This window comes from Streptomyces sp. NPDC051567, from assembly GCF_044454165.1.
GTDB lineage: Bacteria > Actinomycetota > Actinomycetes > Streptomycetales > Streptomycetaceae > Streptomyces.
Genome location: NZ_JBITDK010000027.1, coordinates 46,226 through 68,185 on the forward strand (window position 1 = coordinate 46,226; position 21,960 = coordinate 68,185).

Annotated in this window: 13 protein-coding genes; 5 read left to right on the forward strand and 8 right to left on the reverse strand. The window is 74.3% G+C overall.

The genetic code is table 11. The annotated features are described in order from the left end of the window. Positions 1-117: 117 nt before the first annotated feature. On the forward strand, positions 118-408 hold the full coding sequence (locus ACIA5F_RS24785) for a chorismate mutase (RefSeq protein WP_399356503.1): 291 nt from the start codon (positions 118-120) through the stop codon (positions 406-408). A gap of 593 nt (positions 409-1,001) precedes the next feature. Here ACIA5F_RS24785 and ACIA5F_RS24790 read toward each other — a convergent pair. The 6 genes from ACIA5F_RS24790 to ACIA5F_RS24815 all read right to left on the reverse strand — a co-directional run bounded on the left by ACIA5F_RS24790 (position 1,002) and on the right by ACIA5F_RS24815 (position 13,841). Beyond that, entirely contained in the window at positions 1,002-2,828 is a 1,827-nt protein-coding gene (locus tag ACIA5F_RS24790) for an FAD-dependent oxidoreductase (protein ID WP_399356505.1), read from the reverse strand. A gap of 33 nt (positions 2,829-2,861) precedes the next feature. Continuing rightward, a complete protein-coding gene (locus tag ACIA5F_RS24795) occupies positions 2,862-4,490 on the reverse strand; it encodes a succinic semialdehyde dehydrogenase (RefSeq protein ID WP_399356507.1) in 1,629 nt (542 codons plus the stop codon). A 152-nt stretch (positions 4,491-4,642) separates the two neighbouring features. Then, complete coding sequence (locus ACIA5F_RS24800; RefSeq protein WP_399356509.1) at positions 4,643-6,598, reverse strand: protein kinase; 1,956 nt, start codon at positions 6,596-6,598, stop codon at positions 4,643-4,645. A 125-nt stretch (positions 6,599-6,723) separates the two neighbouring features. After that, entirely contained in the window at positions 6,724-9,495 is a 2,772-nt protein-coding gene (locus tag ACIA5F_RS24805; protein WP_399356511.1) for a serine/threonine protein kinase, read from the reverse strand. A 113-nt stretch (positions 9,496-9,608) separates the two neighbouring features. Continuing rightward, complete coding sequence (locus tag ACIA5F_RS24810) at positions 9,609-11,843, reverse strand: serine/threonine-protein kinase (protein WP_399356513.1); 2,235 nt, start codon at positions 11,841-11,843, stop codon at positions 9,609-9,611. A 279-nt stretch (positions 11,844-12,122) separates the two neighbouring features. Next, the gene (locus ACIA5F_RS24815) at positions 12,123-13,841 is read right to left on the reverse strand and encodes a glycerol-3-phosphate dehydrogenase/oxidase (protein ID WP_399356515.1); all 1,719 of its coding nucleotides are present in this window, start codon (positions 13,839-13,841) and stop codon (positions 12,123-12,125) included. 245 nt (positions 13,842-14,086) lie between these two features. On the opposite strand from ACIA5F_RS24815, the gene ACIA5F_RS24820 reads away from it, so the two are divergent. The 4 genes from ACIA5F_RS24820 (at position 14,087) to ACIA5F_RS24835 (ending at position 18,849) form a co-directional block, all read left to right on the forward strand. After that, on the forward strand, positions 14,087-15,316 hold the full coding sequence (locus ACIA5F_RS24820) for a nucleotide sugar dehydrogenase (protein WP_399356517.1): 1,230 nt from the start codon (positions 14,087-14,089) through the stop codon (positions 15,314-15,316). Positions 15,317-15,442: 126 nt separating this feature from the next. After that, positions 15,443-15,916, forward strand: coding sequence for a hypothetical protein (locus ACIA5F_RS24825; protein ID WP_399356519.1), 474 nt, complete (start codon positions 15,443-15,445; stop codon positions 15,914-15,916). Between the two features lie 176 nt (positions 15,917-16,092). Further along, complete coding sequence (locus tag ACIA5F_RS24830; RefSeq protein ID WP_399356521.1) at positions 16,093-17,055, forward strand: hypothetical protein; 963 nt, start codon at positions 16,093-16,095, stop codon at positions 17,053-17,055. Between the two features lie 9 nt (positions 17,056-17,064). Next, entirely contained in the window at positions 17,065-18,849 is a 1,785-nt protein-coding gene (locus ACIA5F_RS24835) for a M16 family metallopeptidase (RefSeq protein ID WP_399356523.1), read from the forward strand. An 81-nt stretch (positions 18,850-18,930) separates the two neighbouring features. Here ACIA5F_RS24835 and ACIA5F_RS24840 read toward each other — a convergent pair whose 3' ends face one another. Both ACIA5F_RS24840 and guaB read right to left on the reverse strand, forming a co-directional pair. Beyond that, on the reverse strand, positions 18,931-20,055 hold the full coding sequence (locus ACIA5F_RS24840) for a GuaB3 family IMP dehydrogenase-related protein (protein ID WP_399356525.1): 1,125 nt from the start codon (positions 20,053-20,055) through the stop codon (positions 18,931-18,933). 183 nt (positions 20,056-20,238) lie between these two features. After that, on the reverse strand, positions 20,239-21,753 hold the full coding sequence (gene guaB / locus ACIA5F_RS24845; RefSeq protein ID WP_399356527.1) for an IMP dehydrogenase: 1,515 nt from the start codon (positions 21,751-21,753) through the stop codon (positions 20,239-20,241). Positions 21,754-21,960: the final 207 nt, after the last annotated feature.

Genomic DNA, 21,960 nt, shown 5'->3' on the forward strand with positions numbered 1-21,960 from the left:
GCCATGGGTCCTCGTGATGCTCGCCTGAGCCACTGACTTCCCGGAGCGCCCCGGTCCGACAGGACCGGGGCGCTCCCGCGTTCCCTCTCCTGTCGGCACGACCCACAGGAGAGACCCATGAACGCCACCGCCACCGCCACCGTCCCTGCCCCCGCCGCCCTCACCCCCGAGCAGCTGATCGCCGGCTCCCGCGAGCGGATCGACGCCCTCGACGACCGGATCATCGGCCTGATCCAGGAGCGGACGGCCGTCTCCACGGTCATCCAGGAGGCCCGGATCGCCTCCGGTGGCCGCCGGGTGCACCTGTCCCGCGAGATGGAGGTGCTCGCGCACTGGAACGACGCCCTCGGCAAGCCGGGGACCGCGCTCGCGATGACCCTGCTGGAACTCTGCCGCGGCCGGGCCTGAGACGACGGCCGGGCCCGCGTGGACAGGGGCGCGAGGGCCCGCGACCGGTCGTTCGTCACCCGTACGGCGCGTGACCGGCCCGGTGACCCTTCGTTGGTGACAGTGCCCGTGCCAGCCAGGCGCGGGACCGCACCACCACGCGTGGCACGCCGGAGCGATGAGACGCACGCCCCCGTGGGGCGGACGTCGTGGGACCTCGCTCCTTCGCGTGACCGGACGGCAGGGGACAGCAGCCCGGTCACCCCGCAGGAAGACGGCCGGCCCGGGGACCCCCCGGGCCGGCCGTCGCGCGTGACACCGCCCCGGCGCCCGCACGTCCCGCGCCGGCCATGGCACCCAGGGCGCTCGCTGTCGCCGCGTGCGCGGGACGGCCGTGTTTCACGTGAAACACCCGCCCGGAGGCCGGGGTCACCGCCGCTCCGGGCCCGCGTCGCAATTGCACACTTCGCTATGTGATGGACGCCACAGGGCGGTCGCCCGGATTCCGGTACAACCATCCGGGTTGAACACCTGTCACATATGTACCGCGGCGGGCACCGCGCTCGGAGGGGGAGCGCGGTGCCCGCCCCGGTACCTCACCCCGGCCGGACGGTTCAGCCGGCCGGCCGCCCGCCGCGCGGCGGGAGCGGCGGCACCGGCAGGAACGGCAGCCGCAGCGCGCCGAACGCCTCCGGCGGAACCGCCGGACGGACCGGCCGCACCGCCGTCAGACGGGTGTAGCCCGCACCCTGTTCCGGACGCGGGTCCCGCTCGCCCTTGTTCGGCCAGTACGCCATCGCCCGCTCCGCCTGCGCCGTGATCGTGAGCGAGGGGTTGACCCCGAGGTTCGCGGAGACCGCCGAACCGTCCACCACCGAGATGCCCGGGTACCCGTAGAGCCGGTGGTACGGGTCCACCACGCCCTCCCGCGGTGAGGCGCCGATCGGGCAGCCGCCGAGGAAGTGCGCGGTCAGCGGGGTGCCCGTCAGCTCCCCGACGTTGCTGCCCGCAAAGCCGTTGATCTCCTCCGCCAGCAGGGTCGCGGCCACGGTCGCCTCCGCGATCTGGACCGGATTCGGGGCCCCGTGGCCCTGACGGGCCGTGAGCAGGCCCCGGCCGATCCCGCCCGGCCTGCGGTAGGTCGTCAGCGAATTGTCCAGCGACTGCATGACCAGGCCGATGATGGTCCGCTCCGACCAGCGCCGGTTCGACAGCGACCGCACCAGCTGCACCGGGTGGCGCGCGGACCTGGCCAGCCAGGCCCGGACCCGGTGGCTGCCGTACGGGACCTGGAGGACGGTCAGGAACCCCATCGCGTTGGAGCCCTTGCCGTAGCGGACCGGTTCCATGTGCGTGTCCGCGTCGGGATGGACGGACGAGGTGATCGCCACGCCCCGGGTGAAGTCGGCCCGGCTCCCGGGGCCGTGGCGCCTGCGGTAGCGGCGGTCGTGGGTCTGCGCGCCGACCAGCCCCTCCGAGTTGGTCCGGGTCAGCTCCCCGAGCCGGTCCGAGAGGCGCGGCAGCTCACCGCGGTCCTTCATCGTGTGCAGCAGGGTCTGGGTGCCGTACGTGCCCGCCGCGACGACCACGTGCGCGGCGCGCAGCACCTTCGCCGCGCCCGTGCGGCGGGCGTCGGTGGGAACGGTGCGGACCCGGTAGCCGCCGGCGGGGTGTTCGGCGAGCGCGGTGACCGTGGTCATCGGGTGGATCACGGCGCCCGCGCCCTCGGCGAGGTGGAGGTAGTTCTCGGCCAGGGTGTTCTTCGCGCCGTGGCGGCAGCCCGTCATGCACTCGCCGCACTCGGTGCAGGCCCTGCGGGTGGGTCCGGCGCCGCCGAAGTACGGGTCGGGGCTCTCCTCGCCGGGCCGGACCCGGGCCTGCCCCCGGGCGTCCTGGCCGTCGCCGAAGAAGACGCCGACCGGGGCCATGTGGAAGGAGTCCGCCACGCCCATCCGCTCGGCGACGGCCCTGAGGTGGACGTCGGAGAGGGTCATGGTCGGGTTGAGCCGGACGCCGAGCATCCGCTCGGCCTGGTCGTAGTACGGGGCGAGTTCCTCGCGCCAGTCGGTGATGGCCGCCCACTGCCGGTCCTCGAAGAAGGCGGCGGGCGGCACGTACAGGGTGTTGGCGTAGTTGAGCGAGCCGCCGCCGACCCCGGCGCCCGCGAGCACCATCACCTTGCCGAGCAGGTGGACGCGCTGGATGCCGTAGAGCCCGAGCGCCGGGGCCCACAGGTAGTCGCGCAGGTTCCAGCTGGTGCGCGGCAGGCTCTCGCGGGTGAACCGGCGCCCGGCCTCCAGGACACCGACCCGGTACCCCTTCTCGCTGAGCCGCAGCGCCGCGACCGACCCGCCGAAGCCCGATCCGATGACGATGACGTCGTAGTCGAGGTGACCGCCGGACCCGTCGTCCGGGCGGCCGTTGCCGTGATGGTTCGACACTGCGGTGCCTCCTAGTGCTGTGACCGGGGCTCACTAACGCAGGCGGAGCGCCTTCATGACCTTGAGGCTGCGGGTCATGAACGCGGCGTACTTCTCGTCGTCCATGCCCAGCGAGGGGGCCATCGGGAGCAGCCGCTGGTGGGCGACGGTCTGGGCCTCGGTGTACTTGAGGATGCCCTCGGAGCCGTGGCGGCGGCCGAGGCCGGAGTCCTTCATGCCGCCCATGGGCGCCTGGGCGCTGCCGTAGGCGGGGGCGTACCCCTCGTTGATGTTGACGGTGCCGGTGCGCAGGCGGGCGGCGACGGCGTGGCCCCGGCGGGCGTCCGCCGTCCACACGCTGGCGTTCAGCCCGTAGGCGGTGGCGTTGGCCTCGGCGATCGCCCGGTCCTCGTCGGTGAAGCGGTAGACGGAGACGACCGGGCCGAAGGTCTCCTCCCCGCACACCGCCATCGGGGTCTCGACCCCGTCGAGGATGGTGGGCTCGTAGAAGAGGGGGCCGATGTCGGGGCGGGCGGTGCCGCCCGTGACCAGGGTGGCGCCCTTGGCCACGGCCTCGTCCACGTGCCGCCGTACGGTCTCCAGCTGGCGCGCGCCGGCCAGCGAGCCCATGTCCGCGCCGTAGGCCAGGGCGCCGCCGAGGCGCATGGCCCTGGTCCGGGCGGCGAAGCGGGCCACGAACGCGTCCGCGACCGAGGCGTGGACGTAGATCCGCTCGATGGAGATGCAGAGCTGCCCGGCGGAGGCGAAGCAGGCGCGGACGGCGCCCTGGGCGGCCTTCTCGACATCGGCGTCGTGCAGGACGAGCATGGCGTTCTTGCCGCCGAGTTCGAGGGAGACCCCGACGAGGCGGTCGGCGGCGCCCCGGGCGACCTCGCGGCCGGTGCGGGTGGAGCCGGTGAACGAGACGTAGTCGGCGTGGCGCACCACCTCGGGGCCGACGACCGGGCCCTCGCCCAGGACGACCTGGAAGACCTCGGCGGGCAGCCCGGCCTCGATCAGCAGGTCACGGGCCCACAGGGCGGTGAGCGCGGTCTCGGTGTCGGGCTTCATGACCAGGGCGTTCCCGGCGACGAAGGCGGGCAGGGCGTCGCCGACGGAGAGTTCGAGCGGGTAGTTCCAGGGGGCGATCTGGCCGACGACCCCGCGCGGCTGGCGCAGCTCGGTCACCTTGGTCAGCACGGGCATGACGCCCGTGTGGCCCCGGGGACGCAGGTACGAGGGCGCCTTGCGGCCGTAGTGCCGGGCGGCGACGGCGACGGCCTGGACCTCCTCGTGGGCGTGCAGGCGGGCCTTGCCGGTCTCCAGCTGGATGAGGTCGAGGGCCTCGGCCTGGCGGGCCAGGACCAGGTCGTGGAAGCGGAGCAGTACGGCGGCCCGCGCGCGGACGGGAAGGGCCGCCCAGGCGGGCTGCGCGGCGCGGGCCCGCTCGAACGCCTCGGCGACGTCCTGCGCGGTGGCCTCGGGAAGCTCCGCCAGCCGGTCCCCGGTGAAGGGGGAGTGGTTGGCGGTGCGGCCGGAGCCGCTCACCCCGCGGGTCAGCCGGGCGACCAGGGCGGGGGTCACCACGTCGGCCGCGGTCCGGGCCCCGGCGGGGGCCGGGGCGACCGGGTTGGTGGGGGCCGGGGCCGTGCGGAGGGGGGCGGGGGGCTGCGAGTCCGTCATGGCGGTGAGCGTATTCCGCCCGGGAGGCTTTGGGTACCCGCGGGTAACCGGATTTCGCCATGGATGCCAGTGAACGCTGGCGGGATGACGCGAAGACGGCCGGACCGGGACCAGGACGGGGACCAGGACGGGGACGGGGACCAGGACCGGCGTCAGCGGGTGCCGGTAGCCACGCCGGGGGAGCCGGGGGCGGGGGCGGGCTGCCAGCCGCTGAGCACCGTGTCGAACTGCGCGCGCGTCGTGGCCCAGTCCGCGACCGGGCCCGACATGTACACCACGTACTCGGTGCCGTCCGCGGCGATGTACATCTGCTCGATCGCCCGGCGCGGCCCCGGGGTGTTGCCCTTCTCCGTCCAGGTGAACTCCCACAGAGCGGCACGAGTGGTGTCACGGAAGGTGTTCTGCCGCAGGGTCTGCCGCTTGTAGTCGGGCAGCCGCGTCCTGACCTGCGACTCCAGATCGAGCAGATGCGCCTGTGGGCTGGTGAAGTCGGGGGTCCTGTCCAGCGCGATCCGGATGCGGTGCTTGCCCTCGTCCGGGGTGTAGTCGATCTGGCTGCCCTCCAGGCGGCGCTTCCAGCCGTCCGGCACGAACAGCGTGAACCCCTCCGGGTCGGTGACCCGGCTCCACCCCGCCGGGGCGGTGGCCTCCCCGCGCGCCTTCGCCGGGTCGCCGGACGGCACCTGGTCGGGGGTGCTCGTGGCCTTGTCCGCACCACCGCCCTGGGCGTCGGCCCCGGAACCCTGGGTGTCGCCGGTGTACTTGAGCACGCCGAAGACACCGCCGCCACCGAGCAGCGCCGCCACCAGGGCGACGACCGCGGCGCGCCTGACCCGGCCCTTGGCCGGGTCGGACACGGCCCCACCGGCGGGCGGGGCCGGTGCGGACGGACCGGAGCCGGGACCGGGGCCGGGGCCAGAACCGGGGCCGTCAGCGGGCTCCGACGGCCCCTTCGGGCGCGGCTCCCGCGCGTGCGGCTGCTCGTGCGGGTACTGCTGCGGCTGCTCGCGCTGCTGGTCCGGGTGCTGCTGCTGCTGGTGCTGGTGCTGGTGCTGGTGGGGCGAGTGCTCGTGCCGGTGGTCCTGGTCGTGCGACTGCTCGTGCTCGTGCGGCTGCTGGTGCTGGTGCTGCGGGGCGGGCGGCGGGCCGTACCCCTGGAGGTGCGGCGGCCCGTACGGCTGCCGGTGCCCGGCCGGGGCGGCGGGCTCCTCGTCGGCCCCCGGCCGCTCCCTCGCGGTCACCGCGCGCGTGGGCACGTACGCCTGCGCCGCCTTCGGCTCCCGGCCCTCCATCGCCTCCAGCAGCATCCGCTCGGCCTCCGTGGCCGACGGCCGCTGCGCCGGGTCCTTGCGGAGCAGGGCCGTGATGACCGGCCCCAGCGCCCCGGACTGGCGCAGGGCGGGCGGCTCGTCGTTCACCACGGCCTGGAGGCTGGATATCGGCGACGTGCGGCGGAACGGGGAACGGGCCTCGACGGCCGTGTACAGGGTGGCGCCCAGCGACCACAGGTCCGAGGCCGGGTCGGGGGCCCCGCCGGTGACCCGCTCGGGGGCCAGGTAGTCGATGGAGCCGACGAGTTCACCGGTCCGCGTGATGGAGGAGTCGCCCTCTATCGCGGCGATCCCGAAGTCCGCGAGCAGCACCCGGCCGTCCTTGGCGAGCATGACGTTGCCCGGCTTCACGTCCCGGTGCAGGACGCCGACCGCGTGCGCGGCGCGCAGCGCGCCCAGCACGTGCAGCCCGATCCGGGCCGCCTCCCGCGGCTCGATCCGGCCGGCCGCCTTGGCCGCCTCCGCGAGGGAGGGGCCGTCGATGTACTCCATGACGATCCACGGCCGGTCGTCGTGCTCCAGCACGTCGTGGACGGTGACGACCGCCGGGTGCTGAATCCGGGCGGCGGCCCGCGCCTCCTTCTGCGTCCGGGCGTGCAGGACGTCCCGGTCGGCCTGGGCGACGTAGAGACCCGCCGTCAGTTCCTTGACGGCCACGGTCCGGTGGAGCAGCTCGTCGTGCGCGCGCCACACCTTGCCCATGCCACCGCTGCCGATGGGCTCGACGAGCCGGTACCGGCCCGCGAGCACCGCACCCGCGCCTGTCTGCTGCTCCACGAAACCTCGCCGCTCTGTGTACTTCGGGCCAGATTACGGAGCCCCCGGGCACTGCCGGAACCGCACGGGCGCGGAAAGACGGCACTGTGACGCAATCGCCGTACTGAATCCCCGTCAGTGGCGCCTCAACCGCCCACCCGGTAACTCGCCGTGGCCTTCTCGAAGACCTCGGTGACCTTGCCCGCCTCGTCCTGCGGGCCCGTGACGATGACGACGTGGTAACTGCCGCCGAGCGCCACGACGTAGTTGCGGGCGACGACGTTGCGGCCGGTGCCGTCGATCCAGGTGTAGGTGCCGGTGGCGCGGAGCTGCTGGCCGACCTTGGTGGTCCGGACATCGGTGACGGTGGACCAGGTGGAGGTGCGGTACGGGGTCAGCTCCGGCTCCTTGTCCTTCTGGTAGGCCGCCGGGTCCGGGTTGCCCTGGACCTTGTCCCGGCCGGGGACGACCGTCAGGGTGAACGGCCCTTCGGTGTACCGCACCTGGCCGGACTCGTTGATGCCCCGGCGCTCCCAGCCCTCGGGCACGACGATCTCGAAGTGCTCCGGGTCCTGCCGGCTGGCGTACCCGGGCGGGGCGGGGGCGGCGGGCACGGTCGCCGTCGTCTGCGGCGCGGGCCCGGGCTCGGGCGTACCTGCGGGGGCGGAGGGCGCGGGGGCGGAAGGTCCGGCACTGCCGGTCCCGCCCGGCTCCGGCGACGCCTGGGCGGCGGTCCGCGCGCCCTCGCCGGGGCCGGTGGCGACCCGGGGCATGAAGACCAGCGCGTACGCCACCGCCCCGGCGAGGACGGCGAGGACGCCGACGACCAGGGCCCGGCCGAGGGAGCGCGGCTTGCGCGGGGTACGGGGGCCCTCGGGGTTGCGGTGGCGCCCGTGGAGCTCGCCGCGCCTGCGGACGACGGGCAGCCGCGCCGGATCGGGCTCCACCACCGGGAACACGGCGTGCCCGGACTCCGGCTCGGGGGCGGAGCGCACGAGCGAGCGCAGCCAGCCGCGCAGCTCCTCGAAGTCGGGCCGCTCGGTCGGGTCCTGACGCAGCAACGACTCCACGACCGGCCGCAGCGCGCCGCACTCCTCCGCGAAGGCGGGGGGCTCGGCGCAGACCATCTCGACCAGCTCGGCGACGCTGTCCTCGGGGTACGGGGCGTGCCCCTGCACGGCGCGGTAGAGCAGCGCGCCGAGCGCCCAGAGGTCGGTGGTGGGACCGACCGGGGGCGCCAGCTGCCAGTTCCCCTGGACGGGCCCGGCCTGCTCGGGGGCCCACCGCTCGGTGACGGCCCCGACGACGGCCATGCGCGTCTGCCGCGCCCGCTCGGCGTCGAGCCCGCTCCTCGGAGCGGTGCCCCAGCCTCCGGCGCCCGAGCCCTCCGCCCCGCCTCCGGGCACGGGCACGGCCACGGACGCCTGGGCGGGCTCCGCGCGGTCCCGGCCCGGAACCTGCGGCGACGGCGACGGCGAGGACAGCGGCCGGGCCGGTACGGGAGGGTGCGCGGCGCCGGGCTCCGGCGGCTGCGGCGGCCCGCCGAGGGGGCCGGGGGCCGGGGTCTCGGCCTGGCGGTACCCCTGTGGCAGCGCGAGCTGCGCGGGCAGCACGGGCCGGACCGGCGCCCCCGGCTGCGGCTCGGACCACGGCTGCCCCGACCCGGGCCGCGGGGCCTCGTCACCGGACCACGACTGCCCGGACCGGCCCCCGGGGAGCGGACCGGCATCCGGCTCGGGCCCGGGGTGCGGTTCGGGTTCCTGGCCGGGCGGCGGGAGGGCCGGGCGGCGCGGGGCCGCCCCGTGCCAGGGGGCGGCGGCACCGGCCCCGGGGCCGCCGTACGGGTACGAGTACCCCTGCGGCAGGGTCGATCCCTCGGGCCGCTCCTCCGGCCCGGCATCGGCCCCGGCCCGGCGCTCCCCGGCGGCCCGGGCCGCGGCGGCCTGCGCTCCGGCCCGGTAGGCGGCGATGGCCCCGGCCCGCGCGGCGGCCTTCAGGTCGGGCCGCTCCTCCGGGCGTCCGGGGGTGATGTGATCGGTGTAGCGCGGCCCGGTGTCGTACCCCGGGGCCACCAGCGGCGCGTACCCGGGCCCCGCCTGCGGCCCGTGGTCCCCCGCTCCGGTGGCGGGTCCCGGCCAGGGCTGCGGCCTGGTCTCCGGGCCCTCGGCGAACCCGTGCCCGGCCCCGTGTCCCGCGACCTCCGGCCCGGCCTGGCCCCGTACGACCAGCTCCGTACCGGATTCCGCGCCGGGACCGGGAAACGGGCCGGGAAGCGGACCGGCCTCCGGGCCGGGGTCGAACGCGTACCCGGGCCCGAACACCCCCGCCCCGCCGCCGGGACCGTCCGCCGGGACCGGGTCGTACCCGCACAGGGCGTCCTCCGCGGCGCCCGCCGCCAGCCCGGTCAGCACGACCCGGCCGTCGTCACAGACCAGTACCGTCCGGACGGTGATGTTCCGGTGGGTCCAGCCGTGGGCGTGCAGGACCCGTAGCGCGGTCAGCACGTCCGAGGCGACCTCCGCCGCCCGGTACGGGCTCATCGGCTCGTCGGCGATCAGGGCGGCCAGCGGCCGGGCCGGGATCAGCTCGCTCACTATCCACAGCGACCCGTCCTCGGCGAACACGTCGAAGACCTGGTCCAGCCGTGGGTGGTCCGGTACCGAGGCGGCGGCCTGCGCGGCCTCGATCGCGCGGCGCACGGCCGGCAGCTCCCCCGCCGGGCGGCGCCCTGCCGCCGGGGCTTCGGGCCCGTCCAGCAGCTCGGCGTCCACGATCTCCGGCAACGGCACCTGCCGGACCAGGACTTCCTGCCCGCTGCGCGTGTCGAAGGCGCGGGTCTCGGCCGGTTCGTACTCGTCCGCCGACGGCAGCGGCAGGCGGTAGCGGCAGGCCAGTATCCGGCCCGCGTACTCCTCCACATCGCCTCCCCCGAGTGCGTCGGGCCCATGGTCCCGCTGCCACGATACGTCGCCGGGGGCGCCCGCGTCCTGGACCTGGGAAGGCTCGTGCCGACTCGCCGGCGGGGTCTCCCTCAGCCCTGCTGCTGGAAGGTCTGGAACGCGGTCTCACGCATCTGGGCGCACTCGGCGCCGTCCCACTGATCGGCGGCGCAGCTGATCATGATGGCGTAGCCGTGGTTCGCGTCCGCCTTGAAGCCCCGGTTGAGCACACGGACCTTGATGCCCTGCTGCTCCCGCTCGAACTCCCAGTCGGCGACGGTCGGGTAGCCCCGGTACTCCGCCGGGTCCATCTTGATGAGCCGGTAGTTCTGGCTGCCTTTCTCGACGTCCGGGGCCTGCTTGGCCCAGGCGGCGCGGGCGTCGTTGCCGGGCGTGGTGGTGAAGTCGACCTGGATGCGGGGGAAGCCGCCGTCGCGGCTGTGGATGGCGCCGGAGTTCGTGCCCGCGATGCCCGTCTGCCGGAAGCCTTCGGGCATCGCCATGGAGAAACGGAACTTCGCGTCCGTCAACGTGGCGTACCCCGGCGGGAGCCCGCCGCCCGGCGCCCCGGGGGTCGCGCCCTGGCTCTGCGCCGGGGGCTGCCCCTGCCCCTGGGTCTGCGCCTGACCGTTGCCCTGGCCCTGGGTCTGACCCTGGGTCTGCTGTCCGTGGTCGGCCTGGCCGGTGGCGGCCCCGGTGCCCGGCTCGCCGGACTTCCCGGAGTGGTTCGCGGACCCGCCCGAGGGCGGGACGGCGGGCGCGGCGGCGCCCGTACCGGCCTTGTCCTCCCCCTTGGCGGCGCCGTTGTCGTTGTTGCTGAGGACGTAGCCGATCAGTGAACCGACCACCGCCAGCACGACGACGACGGCTATCGCGAGGACGATGGTGCGGCGCGGCATGACGTCGGTGAGGGGCGCCACGACCGGCGCGGGCCGGGACGACGGCGGCTCGGCGGCCGTCTTCTCCGCCTTCTCGGCCGCCGCCTTCTCCGCGGCGGCGGCCTTGCGGGCCGACTTCAGCGCGGCGCGGGCCCGCTCGCGCTGTTCGCGCTCGCGCCGCTCACGCTCCTTCTTCTCCGCCTTCTCGGCGGCCCGCTCCGCCGCGGCGGCCTTCTCCGCGGCCGTCCGCCCGGCCTTCTCGGCCGCGGCCTTCTCCGCCGCAGCCCTGGCGTCCGCCACCGAGATCTGGCGGGTCTCCTCGGCGGACGGGACCGGTACGGACGCGACGGGCACGGGCGCGTCGCGGACGGCCGTGAGCATCCGCCGGGTGCGCTCCTCGTCGAGCCGGTGGACCGGGTCCTTGGCGAGCAGGCCGTAGATGACCTCGGTCAGCAGCGGACCGGCGTTCTTCGGCGGGTCCACCGGCTCGGTCATCACGGCGGTCAGGGTCGCGAGCGCGGACCCCTTGTCGTATGGGGGCACGCCCTCGACGGCGGCGTAGAGCAGTCCGCCGAGCGACCACATGTCGGCGGGCGGGCCGGGCTTGTTGCCCCGGGCGCGCTCGGGCGAGATGTAGGAGGGGGCGCCGACGAGCATGCCGGTGGAGGTGACGGACGGGTCGCCCTCGACCTGGGCGATGCCGAAGTCGGTCAGGACGACGCGGCCGCTGCCGGCGATGAGCACGTTGGACGGCTTCACGTCCCGGTGCAGGATGCCCTGGCCGTGCGCGGCGCGGAGCACGTCGAGCACGGCGAGGCCGACCTCGGCGGCGCGGTGCGGGGTCAGGGGGCCGTGCTCCCGGACGAACTCGGAGAGCGAGGGGCCCTCGATGAGTTCCATGACGATCCAGGGGCGGCCGTCCTCGTCGACGACGTCGTACACCGTGACGGCGCCGCCACTGCGGATACGGGCGATGGCCTTGGCCTCGCGCAGGGTGCGGGTGATGAGGCGGCGCTTCTCGTCCTCGTCGACCCCGGTGCTGAAGCGGAGTTCCTTGACGGCGACGGTCCGGCCCAGGGTCTCGTCCTCGGCCCGCCACACCGTTCCCATGCCGCCCTTGCCGAGCACGGAGCCCAGCCGGTACCGCCCGGCCAGCAGCCTGCCCTGGTCCTCCCCGGACCCCTCCGGCTCCGCGCCCCCGGCCCGCCCCGCCTTCCCGGCGGCTCCGGCCTTCGGCGCGGCGGCGCCCGTGGCCCGGCCCGGCCCCGGCTTCCCGGCGGGCACGGCCTTCGGCGCGGCCGACCCGGCGGAATCGGCCGGCCCGGCGGATGCGTCCGACGCGCCCGCCCGTGGCTTCGCGTCCGCCCGGGGTTTCGCCCTCGCCGGGGGCTTCGCGTCCTCGGGGGTCCCGGTGCGGCCCGGTCCCGGCGCCGCGTCCTCGGGTTTCACGCCCCCGGGTTTGACTCCCTCGGGCTCCGCCGCAGGCGGCCCCGCAGCCTCGGCCCGTCCCGACCCCCCGGGCTCCGCCACAGGCGACCCGGCGGACTCGGTGTGCTCCGGCTTCGACATGCGTCCCCTCTGCGATCGTTCCGCCTGCCCCGGCTGCCCCACCAGCGGCCGGGATGCGCGGTAACCCGCCCCGGCGGAACCTTCATTGTTCCTCACCCGGCGAGCGGCGACCGCCCCGGGTCCACGGTTCCCCCTCCACATCGCGGAGTTGTACCGGAGTCACAACGGAACGATGTCGGGCGCCCCCAGCCGCGCCGCGTCCGCCGTCTGGTCGTCCGGCTGGCGCTGCGATTCCCGCTCCGCCTGCACCCGCTTCTCGTAGTGCTCCACCTCCTTCTCGATCTGCTGTTCGTCCCACCCGAGCACCGGAGCCATGAGCCGCGCGCACTCCCGGGCCGACCGCGTCCCCCGGTCGAACGTCTCGATCGAGATCCGTGTCCGGCGGGTCAGCACGTCGTCCAGGTGGCGCGCGCCCTCGTGCGAGGCGGCGTACACGATCTCCGCCCGCAGGTAGTCGTCCGCCCCGGACACCGGCTCCCCGAGCCCCGGCGAGGCGGCGATCAGGTCCAGCAGTTCCTCCGTCAGCGACCCGTACCGGTTCAGCAGATGCTCGACCCGGACCACGTGGAGTCCCGTCCGGGCCGCGATCCTGGCCCGGCCGTTCCACAGCGCCCGGTACCCCTCCGCCCCCACCAGCGGCACGTCCTCCGTGACGCACTCCGCCACCCGCTGGTCCAGCCCGTGCACCGCCTCGTCCACCGCGTCCTTGGCCATCACCCGGTACGTCGTGTACTTGCCGCCCGCCACCACCACCAGGCCGGGCACCGGATGCGCCACCGTGTGCTCGCGCGAGAGCTTGCTCGTCGCGTCCGACTCCCCGGCCAGCAGGGGGCGCAGGCCCGCGTACACCCCCTGGACGTCGTCGCGCGTCAGCGGCACCGCCAGCACCGAGTTCACGTGTTCCAGCAGGTAGTCGATGTCCGCGCTCGACGCCGCCGGGTGCGCCTTGTCGAGGTCCCAGTCGGTGTCCGTGGTGCCCACGATCCAGTGGCGGCCCCACGGGATGACGAAGAGCACCGACTTCTCGGTCCGCAGGATCAGCCCGGTGCTCGAATGGATCCGGTCCTTCGGGACGACCAGGTGGATGCCCTTGGAGGCCCGGACGTGGAACTGCCCGCGCTCCCCGATCAGCGCCTGCGTGTCGTCCGTCCACACCCCCGTCGCGTTGACGATCTGCTTCGCGCGGATCTCGTACTCCCCGGGCCGCCCCTGCCCCCCTTCCACGTCGCGCACGCGCGCGCCGACCACCCGTTCGCCCTCGCGCAGGAAGCCGACCACCCTCGCCCGGTTGGCGCAGTGCGCCCCGTACTCCGAGGCCGTCCGCACCAGCGTGGCGACGTACCGCGCGTCGTCCATCTGGGCGTCGTAGTACTGCAGGGCCCCCACCAGCGCGTCCTTGCGCAGGGCGGGTGCCACCCGCAGCGCCTGCCTGCGCGAGAGGTGGCGGTGGACCGGGAGCCCCCGGCCGTGCCCGCTGGACACCGACATCGCGTCGTACAGGGCGACGCCCGATCCCGCGTAGAACCGCTCCCAGCCCTTGTGCCGCAAGGGGTAGAGGAACGGCACCGGCTTCACCAGGTGCGGGGCGAGCCGCTCCAGCAGCAGGCCGCGCTCCTTCAGCGCCTCCCGGACGAGGGCGAAGTCGAGCATCTCCAGGTATCTGAGGCCGCCGTGGATGAGCTTGCTGGAGCGGCTGGAGGTGCCCGAGGCCCAGTCCCGGGCCTCCACCAGCCCGGTCGCCAGGCCTCTGGTCACCGCGTCGAGCGCGGTACCGGCGCCGACCACGCCCGCGCCGACGACCAGCACGTCCAGCTCCCGCTCGGCCATCCGGGCGAGTGCCTCGGCCCGCTGGGCCGGTCCCAGTGTCGCTGTCCTCACGGCTGCCTCCCGTTGGTGCGGGTACTCCCCGCGTCGTGCGGGTGATCCCGCTCACATCTCCCGTTCATGATTCTGACCGCCCGCGCCCACATCAGCCACCGCCTGTGGACAACACAACGGCGACCGGCGCCCGGGAATGCGACATATACGTCATATATACGCCTAGTCTGACATTGCGCCACCTCCCGTGGTCCACAGGACTTGCGCGCGCAGCCCCCTCATGCAAGGGAAGGGACGGCACCCCCATGCCCGCAGATCTCGCCGTCATCGGACTCGGCCACCTCGGTCTCCCGCTCGCCCAGGCGGCCGTCGCCGCCGGGATCGAGACGGTCGGCTACGAGAGCGGCCCGGCCACGGACTCCACCCTCACCGCCGCCGAGATCCGCCGCATGTCGGCGGCCGGCTTCCGGGTCACCACCAACCCCGCCGAACTCGGCCGGGTCCGCACCGCCGTGATCTGCGCCCCCACCCGGCTCGGCGCCGACCGCGCGCTCGACCTCAGCGCCGTCGGCGAGGCCGGCCGCGCGCTCGCCGCCCGGCTGCGCCCGCACACCACCGTGATCCTCGAATCCGCCGCCCACCCCGGCGTCACCGAGGAGTACCTGCGCCCGCTCCTCGAAGCGGGCTCCGGACTGCGGGCCGGCCGGGACTTCCACCTGGCCTACTCCCCCAGCCGGCTCGACCCGGGCAACCGCACCCACTCCATCTCCAACACGCCCAAGGTGATCGGCGGCCTCACCCCCGCCTGCACGGAGTCCGCGCACGCCTTCTACGCCCGCCTGACCGAGAAGGTGGTCCGCGCCCGCGGCCTGCGCGAGGCCGAGACCGTCCAGCTCCTCGAAACCAACTACCGGCACGTCAACATCGCCCTCATGAACGAGATGGCGGTCCTCTGCCACGACCTCGGGGTCGACCTCTGGGACGTCATCCGGTGCGCCGAGACCAAGCCGTACGGGTTCCAGGCGTTCCGCCCCGGCCCCGGCGTCGGCGGCCACGGCGTCCCCCTGGACCCCAACTACCTCCCCCACACCACCCGCACCCCCGGCCACCCCCTGCGCATGGTCGGCCTGGCCCAGGAGATCAACGACCGGATGCCGCAGTACGTCATCCAGCGCTCCGCCACCCTGCTGAACGAGCACGGGAAATCCGCCCGCGGCGCCCGGGTCCTGCTGCTCGGGGTCACGTACAAGCCCGACCTCGGCGACCAGGAGGGCTCACCGGCCCGCGAGATCGCCGGCCGCCTGCTCGACCTGGGGGCGCTGCTCAGCTACCACGACCCCTACATCGCGGGCTGGCGGGTCCGGGACCAGCCGGTTCCCCGCGCCGAATCCCTGTACGAGGCCGCCGCCGGCGCCGACCTGACGATCCTCCTCCAGCACCACCGCACCTACGACCTCCAGGGCCTGGCGGTCAAGGCCCAGCTGCTCCTGGACACCCGCGGCGCCAGCCCCGCGGGCGCGGCCCACCGGCTCTGACCGGCCCCCGCGACCGGCGCAGCCGACCGCCCGGGGCGGGGAGCGGCTGCTAGCCTGCGGCATCGCCTATCCCGCACCTACGTCGTACGGGCGTACGCGCGCCCGAATCCCTGGGGGGGATTTCCCATGAGCCAGCACGTCCCGCCGCCCGCGCCCGACTCCTTCACCCCGGCCCCGGACCCCGCCCCGGCGCGCGCCGGGAATCCGGCGCTCGGCATCGCCGCCGCCGCCGTCACGGCCCTGGTCGCGGCCGTCGCGTACGGCGTCCTGATGAACGCCATCGACCGGCAGGTCGCCTTCGCCGCCGTCGCGGTCGGCCTCCTCGTCGGCATCGCCGCCGGCCGGGTCGGCGGGCGCAGCGCGGTCCTCCCGCCGCTCGCCGCGGCCCTCTCGCTCGCCGCCGTCTACCTGGGCCAGCTCACCTCCATCGCGCTCGCCGCGGCCGACTTCACCGGGACCGGGGTGCTGGAGGTCGTCGCCACGATGGGCCTCGACGGGCTGAACGGCGTCTGGAAGGAACACGTCAAGGCGCTGGACTTCCTCTTCCTCGCGATCGGCACCGCCGTCGCCTTCGGCTTGGCCCGGAAGGCCGGTACCTGACCGCCCACCCCGCGCCGGCCCGGCCCGCGCCCGCCCGCCCGGCCCGGTACGCCCGGCCCCGGCCGGTCGGGAAGCAGCCCGACGGGAAGCGGCCGGTCGGGAAGCGGCCGGAGACCGGACCGATTCCGAAGGGAATGACCTGTCGGCGGCCACGCCCCCGGCCATATGATCCGCGCGTGTCTGCTCTTCCTCCACCCGGTCGGCCCGTGTTCGAACCCGTCGACCGCATCCCTTCCCTCGCCGCACTGCGCGCCTGTGTCCAGCGCAAGGACTGGACCGGTGTCGCCGCCGCCTTCGAGGCCCTCCCCGACGAGGACGACCGCGCCCTCGCCTGCCGGGTCGTCAGCGAGACCGACGGCGCGGAAACCTTCCTCCAGGAGGTGGCGGACCGCCTCCCCGGCGATCCGCTGCCCCGGACCCTGCTCGCCGAACGACTGATCATCACCGGCTGGGAGATCCGCTCCGACTCCCGCGCCGAACACGTGTCGGAGCGGCAGTTCCGCGACTTCCACGCCCACCTGCGGCGCGCCGAGATCCTGCTGATCGAGGTCTGCGCCGAGCACCCGGCGTACGCCCTGGCCTGGTACCTGCGCTCCCTCACCGCGCGCGGGCTCGAACTGGGCCAGAGCGAGAGCCGCCGCCGCTACGACCGGCTCGCCGAGCACCACCCGCACCACTTCTCGGGCCAGATGCAACTCCTCCAGCAGCTCTGCCCCAAGTGGGGCGGCTCCTGGGAGGCCGCGCACGGCTTCGCCCGGGAGTGCGCGCGGCGGGCACCGGAGGGCGGCCCCAACGGGGCCCTGGTCGCCCTCGCCCAGATCGAGCAGTACGTCGAGCTGGCGGAGAAGGAGGGCAAGAGCCGGGCGGAAACGTATCTGCGCGACCCGGAGCAGCTCACCCGGCTCCTCGAAGCCGGTGCGCGCTCGGTCCTGCACCCGGCCGCCCGCGCCGACGCCCACCAGGCCGTCGGCGCCCACAACGCCTTCGCCGCGGTCCACAGCGCCGCCGGCCGCCACGCCGAGGCGGCCCCGCACTTCCGCGCCCTCGGCGACGCCGCCGAGGAGTTCCCGTGGTCCTACCTCGGCAACCACGAGGAAGAGTTCGTCCGCCACCGCAAGAGCGCCCTGGCCAAGGGCTGAGGGGACCCCATGGACACCGCCAAGGCCACCGGCACGCCCACCACTGCCGCTGTCACCACCACCGCTGCCACCACCGTCAATGCCGGCACCACCGATGCCGACGGCATCACCACCACCCGCGTCAACGGCATCCGCACCGTCCTCGCCCCGGGCTCCGGCCCCGTCACCGCGGGCCTCTTCTTCCGCGTCGGGCGCGCCGACGAGACCCTCGCCACCAGCGGGATCACCCACCTCGTCGAGCACCTCGCCCTCCACCACCACGGCCTGGGCGACCTGCACTACAACGGCGCGACCGCCGCCGCCCACACCCACTTCCACGTCACCGGTTCCCCCTCCGACGTGGTCGAGTACCTCAACGGCGTCTGCGCCGCCCTGCGCGACCTGCCCATGGACCGCCTGGAGACCGAGAAGGAGATCCTGCGCACCGAGGCCGCCGGCCGCAGCCACGGTCCGGGCCACGGCATGTCCCTGTGGCGGTACGGCTCCCGTTCCTACGGCCTCACCAGCTACGCCGAGGCCGGGCTGCGCGGCATCACCGCGCACCACGTCCGCGAGTGGGCCCGTACCTGGTTCACCGCCGAGAACGCCGTCCTGTGGATCACCAGCGACACCCTCCCCGAGGGCCTCGACCTCACCCTCCCCGACGGCGAGTGGCGCCCCGCCCCGAAGCCCACCTCCGCCCTGCCCGCCACCCCGGCGTACTTCCGGGGCCAGGACGGCGCGCTGGTGCTGACCTCGGTCGTGCCCCGCTCCACCGAGGCCGGCCTGTTCACCGAGATCCTGAGCAAGGAACTGTTCCGGGCCCTGCGCCAGAAGGGCGGCTACTCCTACACCGCCGCCGCCGAGTACAGCTCGCGCGACAGCGGCCACGCCACCGTCACCGCGTACGCCGACTCCCTGCCCGAGAAGCAGGACGCGATGATCGGCGCCTTCGTCGACGTCCTCGCCGCGCTGCGGGCCGGCCGGATCGAACAGGCCGACCTGGACTCCGTACGGGCCACCGCGCTGGCCCGCTTCGACACCCCGGAGCTCGCCGCGGCCATGCTCCCCGGGTACGCCATGAACCTGCTGCTGCGCCGCGACGAACGCACCGTCGCCGAGGCACGCGCCGCGATCGAGGCCGTCACCGTCGAGGCGCTCCACCGGGTCGCCCGCGAACTCTGGTCGAACGCCCTGGTGCAGGTGCCCGGCCGGGGACTGGAGTGGGCCGGGCTCACGGCGGCGCCCACCGACTCCGCCGAGCTGATCACCGGACGGCGGTACTCCGCGGTGGGCGAGAAGGGCGTCGCCCTGCTCGTGTCGGCCGAGGGCGTCAGCATGGTTCGCCCGGGGAGCCAGGTCACCGTCCGCTACGCCGCCTGCTCCCTGATGCAGGTCTACCCGGACGGCGCCCGCCACCTCGTCGGCCACGACGGTTTCACCCTCACCGTCGAACCGGCCCTGCACGGCATCACCGCGGCCGAACTGGCCCCCCTGGACGCCGGTGTCCCGCCCGCCGTGGTGGTCCGGATGGCCGCCCGCGACCCGGAGTCCGTGCCGCGGCCCGCCCTCCCCGAACCGGAGGAGGTCCCCGCGCCGCGGCGCACCTGGCTCACCGTCGTGCTCTGGCTGCTCGGCACCCCCGCCCTGCTCCTCGGCGCGCTCTCGGCCATCGCCTCCCTGGTGATGCTCTCCGATCCCGGCGCACAGGGCAGGTCCGACTGGGTGGTCCTGGGCGTCCTGTGGATCGTCTCGGCGGTCTTCCTCGTCCCGTGGAGCGTCTGTCTGCGCCGGAGGCTGCGCGGCCGGGGCTGACCCACGGCGAAGGGCCGGCACCCCCGGGAAACCGTCCTGGGGGTGCCGGCCCTTCGCCGTACGCCGGACAAGACCGTGAGGTCAGCGGCTGTGCTGCGCGTCCGAGACGGTGACCTCGACCCGCTGGAACTCCTTGAGCTCGCTGTAGCCGGTGGTGGCCATCGAGCGGCGCAGCGCGCCGAAGATGTTCATCGAGCCGTCCGGGGTGTGCGACGGGCCGGTGAGGATCTCCTCGGTGGTGCCGACGGTGCCGAGGTCGACCTTCTTGCCGCGCGGCACGTCCTCGTGGACGGCCTCCATGCCCCAGTGGTTGCCCTTGCCGGGCGCGTCGGTGGCACGGGCCAGCGGGGAGCCGATCATCACGGCGTCGGCGCCGCAGGCGACGGCCTTCGGGATGTCGCCCGACCAGCCCACGCTGCCGTCGGCGATGACGTGCACGTACCGGCCGCCGGACTCGTCCATGTAGTCGCGGCGGGCCGCGGCCACGTCCGCGACGGCGGTGGCCATCGGGACCTGGATGCCGAGCACGTTGCGCGTGGTGTGCGCGGCGCCGCCGCCGAAGCCGACCAGGACACCTGCGGCGCCGGTGCGCATCAGGTGCAGGGCCGCCGTGTAGGTGGCGCAGCCGCCGACGATCACCGGGACGTCGAGCTCGTAGATGAACTGCTTGAGGTTGAGCGGCTCGGCGGCGCCGGAGACGTGCTCGGCGGAGACGGTGGTGCCGCGGATCACGAAGATGTCCACGCCCGCCTCGACCACGGCCTTGGAGAACTCGGCGGTGCGCTGCGGGGAGAGCGCGGCGGCGGTGACGACACCCGCGTCGCGGACCTCCTTGATCCGCCGGCGGATCAGGTCGGCCTGGATCGGCGCGGAGTAGATCTCCTGGAGGCGCCGGGTGGCGGTCTCCTCGTCCAGCTCCGCGATCTCGTCGAGCAGCGGCTGCGGGTCCTCGTACCGGGTCCACAGCCCTTCGAGGTTCAGCACGCCGAGGCCGCCGAGCTCGCCGATGCGGATCGCGGTCTGCGGGGAGACGACCGAGTCCATGGGGGCGGCCAGGAACGGGAGGTCGAAGCGGTACGCGTCGATCTGCCAGGCGATCGAGACCTCCTTCGGGTCGCGCGTACGCCGGCTGGGGACGATGGCGATGTCGTCGAACGCGTACGCCCTGCGGCCGCGCTTGCCGCGCCCGATCTCGATCTCAGTCACGTGTGGTGGCCTTTCCTCTGGGTCTGCCCGTCCAGTATCCCCGAACGCCGGAGGCCCGCGTTCCCGCGACCACGGACCGGACCCGCCCGCGCCCCCCCGTACGCCCGGCCGGCGCGGGGCGCAGCCCCGGCAACGGCGAAGGGCGGGCCCGTCCGGGCCCGCCCTTCGTCACGCCTGGCGCACTCAGCCCTTACGGGAGTAGTTCGGCGCTTCCACCGTCATCTGGATGTCGTGCGGGTGGCTCTCCTTGAGCCCCGCCGAGGTGATCCGGACGAAACGGCCCCGGTCCTGGAGCTCCGGCACCGTACGGCCGCCGACGTAGAACATCGACTGGCGCAGGCCGCCGACGAGCTGGTGGACCACCGCGGAGAGCGGGCCGCGGTAGGGCACCTGGCCCTCGATGCCCTCGGGGATGAGCTTGTCGTCGCCGCCCACGCCCTCCTGGAAGTAGCGGTCCTTGGAGAAGGACTTGCGGTCGCCGCGGGACTGCATCGCGCCGAGCGAGCCCATGCCCCGGTAGGACTTGAACTGCTTGCCGTTGATGAAGAGCAGCTCGCCCGGGGACTCCTCGCAGCCCGCGAGGAGCGAGCCGAGCATCACCGTGTCGGCGCCGGCGACGAGCGCCTTGGCGATGTCACCGGAGTACTGGAGACCGCCGTCGCCGATGACCGGGACGCCCGCGGCCTTGGCGGCGAGCGCCGCTTCGTAGATCGCGGTGACCTGCGGGACGCCGATGCCGGCGACGACGCGGGTGGTACAGATCGAGCCGGGTCCGACACCGACCTTGATGCCGTCGCAGCCGGCGTCGATGAGCGCCTGGGCGCCGTCACGGGTGGCGATGTTGCCGCCGATGACATCGACCGAGGAGTTCGACTTGATCTTGGAGACCATGTCGCCGACCAGCCGGGAGTGACCGTGGGCGGTGTCCACGACGATGAAGTCGGCGCCCGCCTCGATCAGGGCCTGGGCGCGCTCGTACGCGTCCCCGGCGACCCCGACGGCCGCGCCGACCAGCAGCCGGCCGTCCTTGTCCTTGGCCGCGTTCGGGTACTTCTCGGCCTTGACGAAGTCCTTGACCGTGATGAGGCCCTTGAGGGCGCCCGCCTCGTCGACCAGCGGCAGCTTCTCGATCTTGTGGCGGCGCAGCAGCTCCATGGCGTCCACACCGGAGATGCCGACCTTGCCCGTGACCAGCGGCATCGGGGTCATGACCTCGCGCACCTGGCGGCTGCGGTCGGTCTCGAAGGCCATGTCACGGTTGGTGACGATGCCGAGCAGCTTGCCCGCCGGGTCGGTGACCGGGACGCCGGAGATGCGGAACTTCGCGCACAGCTCGTCGGCCTCGCGCAGCGTCGCGTCCGGGTGCACCGTGATCGGGTCGGTGACCATGCCGGACTCGGAGCGCTTGACCAGGTCGACCTGGTTGGCCTGGTCGGCGATGGAGAGGTTGCGGTGCAGGACGCCGACGCCGCCCTGGCGGGCCATCGCGATCGCCATCCGCGACTCGGTCACCTTGTCCATGGCGGCGGACAGCAGCGGAACGTTGACCCGCACGTTCCGGGAGATGAGGGAGGAGGTGTCGATCTGGTCAGGCGCCATGTCCGACACACCCGGCAGCAGCAGGACGTCGTCGTAGGTCAGCCCGAGCGTGGCGAATTTGTCGGGCATCCCGTCGGAATTACCGCCGTTGACAGTCATGACACCTTCCCGAATGGTCTTGCTCAGCGCGGATGTCCATGCTAACGGCCTACCACCGCGTCTCATTCCACGAGCCGGGCCGCGCGGAAGTTTCGTCGCTTCCTACGACGGCCCGCGACGGCCCGCAAAGATCCGCGCAGATCCGCCCCACCGGAGGCCCGGCGCCCGTCCGCCGCGCACTCGCCGCGCGCCCGACCCCCGCCTGTC

What these genes read in the sequence shown, in the direction of transcription:
- ACIA5F_RS24820 (WP_399356517.1), top strand. Translation starts at nt 14,087, where the DNA reads ATGCCCGCAGATCTCGCCGTCATCGGACTCGGCCACCTCGGTCTCCCG.
- ACIA5F_RS24825 (WP_399356519.1), top strand. Translation starts at nt 15,443, where the DNA reads ATGAGCCAGCACGTCCCGCCGCCCGCGCCCGACTCCTTCACCCCGGCC.
- ACIA5F_RS24785 (WP_399356503.1), top strand. Translation starts at nt 118, where the DNA reads ATGAACGCCACCGCCACCGCCACCGTCCCTGCCCCCGCCGCCCTCACC.
- guaB (WP_399356527.1), bottom strand. Translation starts at nt 21,753, where the DNA reads ATGACTGTCAACGGCGGTAATTCCGACGGGATGCCCGACAAATTCGCC.
- ACIA5F_RS24795 (WP_399356507.1), bottom strand. Translation starts at nt 4,490, where the DNA reads ATGACGGACTCGCAGCCCCCCGCCCCCCTCCGCACGGCCCCGGCCCCC.
- ACIA5F_RS24835 (WP_399356523.1), top strand. Translation starts at nt 17,065, where the DNA reads ATGGACACCGCCAAGGCCACCGGCACGCCCACCACTGCCGCTGTCACC.